Genomic DNA, 11,307 nt, shown 5'->3' on the forward strand with positions numbered 1-11,307 from the left:
GTTGGGTTGCGCTGTCACTTAACCCAACCTACAAAAACTCTTAACCGATCAGTATTGCATGACAACGTGATGGCTTGCTAACCTAACTGATTTAGAAAAGTATTGAACTGAGATAGATTTAAAATCAAAGAGTTATTTAGGTTGATCCTAGAATGGTGACTATAAAATTGCAACTATTATGCAATTGCTCAAATATAAAATCTGTTCTTATCCAGTCCCGATAATTCATTATTAACCAATGTTTTAGAACTTGGGGCTAATTTTGCATATAAATTACATACACTTTATTTAAGATTGTTGATATCTTTATATTGTCAACTAAACCACAGGTAATTAATTCACATCTAAAGAAAGATAGCTTTGACTATAACTCTTGCCTGGCTTAGATAGATTGAAAATTCAATTATGTCTAATTACTGAGATTAATAGTTCATAATCCGTGAGAAAAAATACATTAAATTAGTTCCTTTGACTGAAGTGTATTAAGGTACATTGATCAATTGTAAAATAATATTGTGGTTTTTAATAATTGTTAATATTGTCCTAATGTTAAAAATAAATCTTGTTGATAATGTAATTCTGGAAACTAGATAATATGTCTAAAGTAGGAAATAATCAACATTTTTAATATTTGAATTAGTGTTTTTAATAAAATCAGTAAAAAATAAAATTTACTTAATTACCCAAGAGTGGTTGTATAAGGTTGCTTTGCAAATATCATCTAAACAAAATACTAATTATTTATAGATAGGTTGGTTGCATAGGGGTTGAAATTGAGTAATAATCAGTTTATTGTATGTGGTTGAATAATGTAATACCATTCCGTTGGTTTAAGGGAGTGGATAGATCCAGAGTTGGGTTGAAAAAATATATAAATTCACCTGATTAATTCGCTAGTCTATCTACTTTTAACCAGATGGTATTGCAGTACAACATCAGGCAATTTAATAGAATTGCGTGTGGTTTTCTGCATGAATGGATTTACACAAAACTATAAGGGCTTGCTGGCATGAGACTATCTGAGTTAGATCCACTCATCCCGCTAAATGAGTTAAGAGAAGAACTTCTCAAATTACCTAAAGGCTACTCTTTTTATGAAGACGAGTTGGTAGATTTTCTATCACGACGAAGATGGCCTGAAAGCAATCGACGGATTGACAGAACTACTTTCTGGAGATGGCGTAATGATAACGCAATTGAGCATCAAAAAGTATTCAGTCGATTGGATATTCTGAAATTATGTCAAATTTGTGATCATTATCGAGTTGATGGAACTCGCAACGAATACCTGGCAATTATGAAAAAGAAAAAAGAGTTTGCGCTAAATAAGTAGTGGAACAATAAAGGGAAAGAATAGCTTTTTGAGCAAATCCTCTAGGGTAAAAAATGGTGGCGTTTCTTGAAATTTTCTTTTTGTAAAGTGCAGATCCCCGATTTCTTCAAGAAGTCGGGGATCTATATCTTTAGTTAATTTAATTTATGCCTGATGACTAGGATTTTATATATTTAGAGGAGGAAGTTAAAGTAGTTTTGAATTTGTAAGAATGGCAAGAAACTTGATCAAGTGTTCTTGGGTGTAATCTGTGCTGCTTATGGTGTGTGATTTGATTATTTGCCTACAGGAAGCAACTTTGTATTTTATCCTCAGAAAATCTTGGATTCCTAGAGACTATGCTGAATGTTTGATCGATCCTCCTTGTGGTTGTAATAATCCTGGTAAGAATATTCAATGTGAAGACTGCCCCTATTTAGAGGCTTGCTTTTCTAGTGTCAAACTTCAGAAAACCTATGGTAACATAGGAATAAAAGACAGCGATTTAAGATAGCAAGCTGGCTGAATTTAGATCTAAAAATAAGGTAGCTTGGGATTGAAGACGTAAAATAGATGCGGGACAATCTGGGGTAATGGGGTGGTGTAACATTTGTTTAATTACCTTGGCTTTGCGTTTTTCTGGTGCTAAACAAATGATTTTTTTTGCTGTACAAATCATGGGGATGGTGAGAGTAAAAGCGTATTGTGGGACGGATTCTAAGTTAGGAAAATGTCCAGTGTGTACTTGTTGTTGACGGTTGATTTGGTCTAGTTTGACGAGTTTGACTTGAGAGGGGTCCTGAAAATTTGCTACTGCGGGATCGTTAAAGGCTAGGTGTCCATTTTCGCCGATACCAAGACAGCATAAATCAATTGGTTGAGATTGGAGTAATTTGGTATAGCGATCGCACTCTAGTAAAGGTTGTAATGCGTCACCTTGGATATAGTGAAATTGCTGAGGATGTACCCGCTTCTCTACCCGTTCTCGCAAATAGCGCCGAAAACTAGCCGGATGATCAGCCGTAATTCCCAAATATTCATCTAAATGAAATAGGGTAATCCGTGACCAGTCTAAATTACCTAAACTAATTAAAGCATCTAGAAATTTCAGTTGAGAGTTACCTGTAGCCAATAAAATAGCCACTGTATCCTGTTGTTGGAGAAGTTCCTGTAAATACTTTTGTGCGATTTCAGCAACATCCTGAGCCATTTCTACTGGGGAGTTGTAAATCTGTACCGCAAGATGATCGACAAGAAAAAATTTTGTAGCGGCTGTCATTTGCTTAAACAGAAAGTTGTTATGTCCCTTGATTAGATATTTATCTGTTCCCTATTCCCTGTTCCTTTTTTTTGTCATCAGGATACCAAAACGGTGTAGATTAGGTTAGCAGTTATTTACATCTTACCAAAAAACCATGCTGGCGGCAATTCTCTTTGATTTAGATGGTACTATTGCCAATACTGACCCTATACATTACCAAGTTTGGCAAAAAGCACTGTCCAATTATAATATACAAATTGATGAAATATTTTATAAATCTCGCATTAGTGGAAGATTAAATCCAGATATTGTTAAAGATATTCTACCGCAATTATCACTAGCAGAAAGTAATAAATTTGCAGATGAAAAGGAGGAACTTTTCCGCCAACTTGCTTACGATCTAAAACCTCTGAGTGGATTTGTTGAACTTTTAGCATGGACAGAAACATATCAATTAAAGCGAGCATTGGTTACTAATGCTCCGAGATTAAATGTAGAATTTATGTTAGAAGTTCTAGAAATTACAGAGGTTTTTGATACAGTTGTTTTAGCAGAAAATTGTTTGGCAGGAAAACCAGATCCGACACCATACCAAGTGGCCTTAAACAATTTGGGAATTAGGGCAGATCAAGCGATCGCTCTAGAAGATTCCCCTTCTGGTATTCGTGCTGCTGTGGGTGCTGGTATCTGTACTATTGGAGTAGCTTCTACCCAAGATCCCCAAAAATTGGTAGAACTTGGTGCTTTTCTAGCCATTCCCGATTTCACAGATTTACATCTGTGGGCATTACTTAACTCATTAATTGGGTAAGATATCAAGGGAAACGCATCTAACAATTAATTGATGAATTACAATTATAATCTATAGTCATCATTAGTGAAAATAAAAGACAACCTAATTTGGAGAAGGTCATAAAATGCACTTTATTGTTACCGGGGGAGCCGGGTTTATTGGTTCTCATGTTACAGAACAACTACTGTTAGAAAATCATTTTGTGACTGTGGTTGATAACCTGTCAACAGGCAGATTAGAAAACTTACCTGAACATCCTCGTCTCAAACTAATAGAAAAAAATATTTTATCTTGCCAACCGGAAGATTTTACAACTCCGATTGATGGTATTGCCCATTTAGCAGCAACCCCATCAGTCACAGAATCTTGGTTATATCCTTTAGCTGTACATGATAATAATCTTTCTGCCACACTAGCTGTAATTGAGTTATGTGAATCTTTAAAAATTCCCAAGTTGGTGTTTACCAGTTCAGCAGCAGTTTATGGTAATCCCAGTCAAATTCCCATAGCTGAAGAAGATCCCACTTGTCCTCTGTCTCCTTACGGCTTACAAAAACTGGTAAGCGAACAATATGCCAGTTTATTTAGTCAACAATCGGGTTTTTCAGTGGTGACACTCAGATTATTTAACGTTTTTGGTCCGCGTCAACTGCCAACATCTCCCTATTCTGGCGTAATTTCTGTCTTTGTCAATGCCATGCAGCAAAATAAACCAATTACAATTTATGGAGATGGGAACCAAACCCGAGATTTTGTTTATGTTAAAGATGTAGCGATCGCCTTTATTAAAGCCTTAACCTATTCTCTCACCTCTGGTTCTTGTTTAAATTGTAACATTGCAACTGGTAATTCTATCACTTTACTTGAACTGGTAGATATTCTCCAGAAGTCTTTTCCTGACTGGAAATCGGCAATAAACTTTGTACCTCCTCGTCTAGGAGATATTGCACATTCCCAAGCTAATATTACAAAGGCTTCCTCAATTTTAGGTTTTACCCCTCATTGGTCAGTTCAGTCTGCTATGCCTTTGTTTATCAAGTCAATGTAAGTAGTACAAGTAGATTGGCCTTACCATCAAGCAGAGGGAAAGGATTTTAGCCTTGTTTACTTTTCTTTACACAGTTTGGTGTTATTCTGCCCACCTACTTAGTAGATAATAAATAACAGAATCCAAAGTCTTTATTTCCAGCTTTTTCAAGAGTATTCTCCAGAATTAGGGAAAGCACTAGCTGTAGCTTGCGTTCCCTATCACTTTAATTTATTGTTATACCAATTTGAAATGATCATATTAATATTCTGAGGTATATGCGTAAATAGATGGAACAATACTTTAAGTAGAGGTCACTTATTTTTTATCCTCAATATAATTTATTCAAACTTTGCTACTATTTATAGCTAAACTAATAAAATCTAAGTTGGCAATTTAACCATTTTCAAATTAGGATTAGACCACCATCATCAACCTGATTATTCGCTGGATTTTAACAATCAACAAGTTTATATACAAGTTTTTGCGTGTTTACCCCAATAGGAGAGTAACGTGACTCTTTTTAATGAGGCTCAACAAGAGCAGTTACAAGAAATAAGTGCCAATTTACGACAAGTAAGACAAGAAAAATCTATCCGCTTAGAAGAAATTGCTGCTAAAACACATATTCGATTAGTTTATTTGCAAGCTATAGAAGAAGAGCGATTTCAAGAATTGCCTGAACCTGTTTTTGTTCAGGGATTTATCCGGCGTTATGCAGATACATTAGGCTTGGATGGTACATCTTTGTGCAAAAATTTACAAATTAATCTTTTTCCTCCAGATTCCGCTCAAAACAGCAATAATTCCCATAGGAATAGATATTTATATATCCCCCTTTTTGTCCCTTATATTTTATTGTTAATAGCTGCTTCTTTAGGTTTATTTTCTCAACTCAGAACACAGGGAAAAGCTAAATTACAAACTACTAACCCAGATTTAGTAACGATTCCCCAGCCAACAATCAAACCATCAGCTTTAACTACAACAGTTTTACCAACTCCCAACATTAAGGCTATTTCTAAATCTACACTACCTTTGACAAGTAAAGTCATTACCACAAATGTTGCAGTTACTTTAGAACTACAAGGAGAGTCATGGCTGACAGTAAAAGCTGATGGAAAAACTGAATTTGAGGGAACTTTAACCCAGGGAGAACGTAAACATTGGACAGGTAAAAAGTATGTAACTATACGCTCTGGTAATGCTGGTGCTGTATTAGTTTCTGTCAATAATCAAAAACCACAACTTTTAGGTTATCAAGGTCAAGTCAAGGAAGTGACATACACCAATAATTAGGTAAAAAATGACTACTTTAGAGGTTGTTTTAAAACTTTTTCCTGTGGGATATGACACCCGCCAATCCCCCTAAATCCCCCTTAGAAAGGGGGACTTTGAGCAATTTAGCCCCCCTTTAATAAGAAGGACTTTGAGTTTTTGTAGGTTGGGTTAAGCGACAGCGCAACCCAACAAAAGCCCGTAAATGTTGGGTTTCCTAACGTCAACCCAACCTACCTGATTTAATGTTTTTAGCTTAACTGACAAGTATTGTTACCAGATTTAGATCCCCGACTTCTTAGATAATTTTGGGATCTGATTTTTTTGGAATTTTATAGTTGAATGTCTTTCTTTTTATATATGGGTTTATAACCCAGAGAAAGAAGTTAAATTTGTGAATATTATTTAATAATGTAAGAAACATAGAAGGACATTTCCTAAATGTTAGAACTCAAGAAACTTTTTAATCAAAGCCGCCAAAAAATCAGCATAATTCTGTTAGCTTGTTTAGTATGGATTATTAGTTTACCTGCTGCTTCAGTTCATGCTACTGGTTACTATTCTACCAAAGCTAATCATCTAGAAATAACCAGACCTTATTATTCTAGTAAAAATCGCCCAGTCACTAGAAAAGCATCTTTCATTCCTTATTATTCTACAAAAGATCGACACAAAGAAAAAGTCTATACAACACCAGGAAATGGTGAAAATTACGTTGAAAGTGGTCGGCGTGCAGGTGAGGTAATTCCTAATGATTTAGGAACTGGTAGTAGACAAAAAAATCCCATTAATATGCTAAAAAGAGCAGGAGGAGAATTGAGTAATGATCCGCTTCAACGAACCTTCGGTGCAAAAGATTATCAGCGGAGTGAAATTGAAAATGAGCTTGCTAGAAATAAAGCAGCTAGAGGAGATTTTAATTAGGTAATTTACTCCGCTTAATCTAACTTTTTTGAGAATAATGAAGAACAAGATCCCCGATTTCTTTAAGGAGTCGGGGATTTATATTAGGGGCTAACAATTCAAAAATATTCTGTAGGGTGCGTCAGACACAATAATATTAGGCAAAAATTAATAATTTTAAGATACAACTGGACTTAGGCAACTGGCACATTATTAAGGTACGTCAGATTTTAAATTTTTCTTGATTGTTGGTAAATTATTGAGTCTGACGCATCCTACCAATATCTACTAATATCCTATTTGGATAAATTGAAAACTGTGATCTATTTTTGAGTATTTCTATGGAAAATCAAAATTATCTATTTTGTTAGGAATATTAATAAATAGAAATTAGTCATTTTAAGTATAAAAATGTATTGACAAGTTTAATCACAATCAAATATAGTGGTTTCAACTAAATATCATGGAACTGTTTGCAATCTTTGATGAAAAAATATGCTGTTTAGTTCAGTTAACTTGCCCTATTGGATTTTCCTGGGGACGGGAGTTTTGCTTTTTTTGTTCATGATTGTTGCTGGTGGAGGAGAAGAGGACTTAGATAGTGATGCGGACTTAGATGTAGAGCTAAACAGTGAATTTAGTTTTGATCAATTGTTGGGATGGGTAGGTTTAGGTAAAGCACCTTTAATCCTTTTACTGGCAATAGATTTGAGCTTGTGGGGTGTCATTGGCTGGATGTTAAATGTTTGGTTGGGCGGCCTTTTTCAGGCAAAAATTAATGCTTTGATGGGGATTATTGTTTTATTAACTTCGTTAATTATCAGTTTATTCGGCGGTAGGTTATTGGCACAACCAATTGGCAAAATTTTTGCTGAATTTAGTGAAGATGTGAGTAGCGATCGCTTAATTGGTGGCGTGGGTACTGTGACTTCTTTCTATATTCCTACCGAGCATCAAGGCAAAATTGGCCAGGTAGATATCCTAGATCCAAAACGTAATTTATTAACGATTACCGCCATTATCCCAGACTGGGCAACCGTCGCCCCTCAAAGGGGAGACAAGGTAATAGTAATTGAACTTAAACAGCGAATTTATGTCGTGATTGCCAAAGATAGTGTCGATGAAGAACGTTGGTTAGATACTTCTAATCGCGGAATTTAACTTTATTCACAGGAAAAGAATATGCTTTTTTGGTTGACATTTATCCAGAGTTTACCAAGTGTTGATGTAGCTGAAATACCATCTATTCAGATGCAATCAGAACAACAAACAACTAATTCCACATTTCCCAATCTTAATCCACCGACCTTAGCCCAACTAAATGGGACAATATTATTTCCGACCATCATAGTTACTTTAGTTATATTGCTGCTATTAAGCTTGTTTGCATATACCAGGGTGTATGTTGTCACACCCAACAACGAAGCTTTTGTCAGAACTGGGGGATTATTTACTAAAAATAAATCGGTAATTCTTTATGGTGGGTGCATTGTTCTTCCTGGTTTTCATCAGTTAACAAGAGTCCCTTTGCGAGAAATTTCTATTGATGTAGAACGCACTGGAAAAATGGCTGTGCGTACCAAAGATTACCTGAGAGCAGACATTAGAGTAACTTTTTATGTTTGTATTAATGCTTCAGAAGATGATGTTTTAACAGCAGCAGCTAGACTTTGCCAAAATGGTAGCCGTGTCACACCAGAAGATATAACCAATGCTTTAGAGAAACGGGCAGATGATGCAATTAGAGCAGCAGCAAAAACCAAAAATTTAGCAGAAATGGATTCTGATAAATTGGGATTTGCTCAGGAGGTTTTGAATTTAGTTGATCCTGATTTGAAAAAAGTTGGTTTAACTCTGAATAATATTGCTATTTCGGAAATATTGGAGAGTGTTACCTATGATCCAGATAATTTCTTTGATGCTCAAGGTGTGCGCTTACGAACAGAAATTATTCAAAAATCAATTCAACAAAAGCGAGAAGTTGAGTTAGCAACACAAGTATTGATTGAGCAAAAAGAACTGGATGCTCAAAAGCGATCGCTACAAATTGCCCAGGAACAAGAAAGTGCTAAACTAGCACAAAAATTACAAGTAGAAGCCCTGAAAGCCCAGCGAGAAAGGGAAATTCAAGAGTCTAAAGATATAGAAGCAGCAACGGTAAGACGCACTAAGATTTTGCAAGAAAAATCCATTGAAGAGGAAGAAATTCGCCGCAAATTAGCTTTGCAAGAAAGTCAAATTGAAGCTGATATCGCCCTAGAAGAACGTAATAAACAACTCAAAGTAGCCCAAGCCCAGCAAAAACAAGAAGCGGACATTGCAGAAGCTGGGGTACGACGGACTAAGATATTGCAAGATCGATCAATTGAGGAAGAAGAAATTCGCAAAAAATTGGCTCTCCAGCAAAGTCAAATTGAAGCTGATATTTCTTTAGAAGAACGGAATAAACTATTAAAAGTTGCCCAAATATTACAAAAACAAGAAGCAGAAATTGCAGAAATTGCCCGTCAACAAGCTGTAGAGTCTGGTAAATTGCAAGCCCAAGTACAGATAGTTGAATCTGAACGAATTGCGAGATTAGCGCAGGAAGATGTAGCGATCGCTATTGCTAATAAAAAGCGTGAAGGCTTTGTAGCGCAAGCACAACAGGCTAAAGCAGAGGAATCTGTGAAAACAGCCGGCGAAGTCGAAAAAGCCGAACGTACTAAACGTTTATCTTTGATTGCAGCCGAACGGGAAGCCGAAGAACGGAGTATTAGCGATCGCAACGTTGTGGAAATTGAAGCTTTCCGTCGTCGTCGTCAAGCAGAAATCTCTCAACAAGCGGCAGAATTAGAAGCTGAAGCAATACGCATTCTCGCAGATGCTAACCGTGATCAAGCCTTAGCCCAAGTGGAGGGACTTCAAGCCAGAATTGCGGCGGAAAATACCATTAGCAATGCCAACTTAACCGCTAAAATTATTACCACAATTTGGCCAGAATTAGCGGATAAACTGCCAGAAATTGTTGCTGCTTTAGCACCACAACCAGGAATTTTAGGAGATACTCGCATTTACTCCTTCCCTGGTGCAAATGGCACTAATAGCAGTCAAGATATTAACAAATTGCTACTTTCTACCAGTGGATTATCCTTAATTAATACCTTGTTAGATGAAGGTAAATTAGGAGATATAATTGGTCAAATTAGCCAATTGGTGCGTAGTAATAACCAAGTAATTCCACCAATTATTGATCAATCAGACACTCAAAATAATTGATTATGTGGGAGTATTAAACATTAGCTTTTTCTTGAATTAAAACATAAGGTTCAACGATCAGAGCATTAAATCGTTTAGTGCGATGGCTATTCCATTCTCCCAACTGCACTACAGAAGGTTTGGTCAGCAATTGCTCCTCCATCCAATGTTGAACAGAGAGAATATTATCACTAGCGATCGCCACTCCCACATCTAACAAATCTAAATTATCTGCTACCACAATCACCATATCCTTTTGAGCGTGGGGAATTAGCCACTCCCATTCTGCCTCATCCAGATTTTTTGTTAATTCTGCTCTTAAATCTGACATAATTCCCCATATTATCTTGATCATTCTTATTTTACATCATTATAAGTAGGTGGGGGTTAAAAATTGTCGTTGGGGCAAGGGAACAGGGAACAGGGAACAAGAAGAGAGTTTTGGGCGATTTAACTTTTCTTCACATACCTTTAATTTTTTCTGTTCATCTACTTAGTAACCCTAAGACTGATGTACAAATAAGATTTAGTTGCTCAACTATAGATGTAGTGATCAACAATTTAAAATAATGTCAGCCCATTACGATTCTATTGCCCACCAGTATAAAAAATCCAGACAATTACCTTTTCGTATTTATGTTGAAGAATATACATATTTTAATATGCTCGGTGATATTAGGGGAAAATCAATACTTGATTTGGCTTGTGGAGAAGGACTTTACACCAGAAAATTCAAACAAAAAGGTGCTGCACAGGTCATAGGTGTGGATATTTCTCCCAAAATGATTGAACTAGCAAAAGATCAAGAAAACAGAGAATTACTAGATATTGAATATATTGTTGGGGATGTACTAGAACTTAATCAAATTGGTAGCTTTGATCTTGTCGTCGCATCCTATTTATTAAATTATGCTCAAACACGAACCCAACTATTGAAAATGTGTCAAAATATATTTATCAATCTCAAAAATGATGGTCGTTTTATTACTTTTAACAATAACTTTAAACAGCCCCCTACATCTTATCAATTAACAGAAAAATATGGATTTATCAAAACCTTTTCCGAACCACTGCAAGAAGGAACAACTGTAGCTATAAAATATTTTATTGATGGACAGAGTTTCACCTTTAATAATTATTACTTCACCCATTCAACTTACGAGGAAATATTTTGTACCGTCAGGTTTAAGGAGATTAAATGGCAAAAACCGGTAGTTTCTCCAGATGGAATCAGAGAATTTGGTGAAGATTTTTGGCAAGACTTTCTTGATTATGTACCTATTATTGGTATTGAATGCCGTAAATAGAAATTAATTAGATAAAATACATACATCATAGCCCCCTCCTCGCTTGCGGGATTATTCTAAATAAATCATAGCCCCCTCCTCGCTTGCGGGGAGGGGGTTGGGGGTGGGGTTCTAGGGTTCACCCTAAAATTATAAAAATACCTTAACCAAAATGGCTATACCTCCACTCTGAAGCTGTAAACTATACTC

The 11,307-nt window shown here is 36.0% G+C and carries 10 protein-coding genes; 8 read left to right on the plus strand and 2 right to left on the minus strand.

The window, feature by feature from the left end; all coding sequences use genetic code 11:
• Positions 1 to 1,009 precede the first annotated feature (1,009 nt).
• On the plus strand, positions 1,010 to 1,333 hold the full coding sequence (locus VB711_RS10435; protein ID WP_323285853.1) for a hypothetical protein: 324 nt from the start codon (positions 1,010 to 1,012) through the stop codon (positions 1,331 to 1,333).
• Between the two features lie 484 nt (positions 1,334 to 1,817).
• Here VB711_RS10435 and VB711_RS10440 read toward each other — a convergent pair whose 3' ends face one another.
• A complete protein-coding gene (locus VB711_RS10440) occupies positions 1,818 to 2,591 on the minus strand; it encodes a glucosamine-6-phosphate deaminase (protein WP_323285854.1) in 774 nt (257 codons plus the stop codon).
• Positions 2,592 to 2,727: 136 nt separating this feature from the next.
• On the opposite strand from VB711_RS10440, the gene VB711_RS10445 reads away from it, so the two are divergent.
• The 6 genes from VB711_RS10445 (at position 2,728) to VB711_RS10470 (ending at position 9,832) form a co-directional block, all read left to right on the plus strand.
• Positions 2,728 to 3,384, plus strand: a complete 657-nt coding sequence (locus VB711_RS10445) for an HAD-IA family hydrolase (RefSeq protein WP_323285855.1) — start codon at positions 2,728 to 2,730, stop codon at positions 3,382 to 3,384.
• Positions 3,385 to 3,490: 106 nt separating this feature from the next.
• Positions 3,491 to 4,414 (plus strand): NAD-dependent epimerase/dehydratase family protein, encoded by a 924-nt coding sequence (locus VB711_RS10450; protein WP_323285856.1) that lies wholly within the window; start codon positions 3,491 to 3,493, stop codon positions 4,412 to 4,414.
• 492 nt (positions 4,415 to 4,906) lie between these two features.
• On the plus strand, positions 4,907 to 5,692 hold the full coding sequence (locus tag VB711_RS10455; RefSeq protein ID WP_323285857.1) for a helix-turn-helix domain-containing protein: 786 nt from the start codon (positions 4,907 to 4,909) through the stop codon (positions 5,690 to 5,692).
• Between the two features lie 420 nt (positions 5,693 to 6,112).
• The gene (locus tag VB711_RS10460) at positions 6,113 to 6,595 is read left to right on the plus strand and encodes a hypothetical protein (RefSeq protein WP_323285858.1); all 483 of its coding nucleotides are present in this window, start codon (positions 6,113 to 6,115) and stop codon (positions 6,593 to 6,595) included.
• Positions 6,596 to 7,069: 474 nt separating this feature from the next.
• Positions 7,070 to 7,735, plus strand: coding sequence for a DUF1449 domain-containing protein (locus tag VB711_RS10465; RefSeq protein ID WP_323285859.1), 666 nt, complete (start codon positions 7,070 to 7,072; stop codon positions 7,733 to 7,735).
• Positions 7,736 to 7,756: 21 nt separating this feature from the next.
• Positions 7,757 to 9,832 (plus strand): SPFH domain-containing protein, encoded by a 2,076-nt coding sequence (locus VB711_RS10470; protein WP_323285861.1) that lies wholly within the window; start codon positions 7,757 to 7,759, stop codon positions 9,830 to 9,832.
• Positions 9,833 to 9,845: 13 nt separating this feature from the next.
• Here the strand turns inward: VB711_RS10470 and VB711_RS10475 are convergent, their stop codons facing one another.
• Positions 9,846 to 10,142: a DUF2288 domain-containing protein gene (locus VB711_RS10475; protein ID WP_323285862.1), complete on the minus strand. Its 297-nt coding sequence runs from the start codon at positions 10,140 to 10,142 to the stop codon at positions 9,846 to 9,848.
• A 238-nt stretch (positions 10,143 to 10,380) separates the two neighbouring features.
• On the opposite strand from VB711_RS10475, the gene VB711_RS10480 reads away from it, so the two are divergent.
• Positions 10,381 to 11,118 (plus strand): class I SAM-dependent methyltransferase, encoded by a 738-nt coding sequence (locus VB711_RS10480; RefSeq protein WP_323285863.1) that lies wholly within the window; start codon positions 10,381 to 10,383, stop codon positions 11,116 to 11,118.
• Positions 11,119 to 11,307: the final 189 nt, after the last annotated feature.

It is taken from the genome of Cronbergia sp. UHCC 0137 (assembly GCF_034932285.1).
In the GTDB taxonomy this organism is placed as follows: Bacteria; Cyanobacteriota; Cyanobacteriia; order Cyanobacteriales; family Nostocaceae; genus Cronbergia.

Excerpts from the sequence above, each read along its gene's own strand:
- VB711_RS10435 (WP_323285853.1), top strand. The coding sequence starts at position 1,010 with ATGAGACTATCTGAGTTAGATCCACTCATCCCGCTAAATGAGTTAAGA.
- VB711_RS10440 (WP_323285854.1), bottom strand. The coding sequence starts at position 2,591 with ATGACAGCCGCTACAAAATTTTTTCTTGTCGATCATCTTGCGGTACAG.
- VB711_RS10445 (WP_323285855.1), top strand. The coding sequence starts at position 2,728 with ATGCTGGCGGCAATTCTCTTTGATTTAGATGGTACTATTGCCAATACT.
- VB711_RS10450 (WP_323285856.1), top strand. The coding sequence starts at position 3,491 with ATGCACTTTATTGTTACCGGGGGAGCCGGGTTTATTGGTTCTCATGTT.
- VB711_RS10460 (WP_323285858.1), top strand. The coding sequence starts at position 6,113 with ATGTTAGAACTCAAGAAACTTTTTAATCAAAGCCGCCAAAAAATCAGC.
- VB711_RS10465 (WP_323285859.1), top strand. The coding sequence starts at position 7,070 with ATGCTGTTTAGTTCAGTTAACTTGCCCTATTGGATTTTCCTGGGGACG.
- VB711_RS10470 (WP_323285861.1), top strand. The coding sequence starts at position 7,757 with ATGCTTTTTTGGTTGACATTTATCCAGAGTTTACCAAGTGTTGATGTA.
- VB711_RS10475 (WP_323285862.1), bottom strand. The coding sequence starts at position 10,142 with ATGTCAGATTTAAGAGCAGAATTAACAAAAAATCTGGATGAGGCAGAA.
- VB711_RS10480 (WP_323285863.1), top strand. The coding sequence starts at position 10,381 with ATGTCAGCCCATTACGATTCTATTGCCCACCAGTATAAAAAATCCAGA.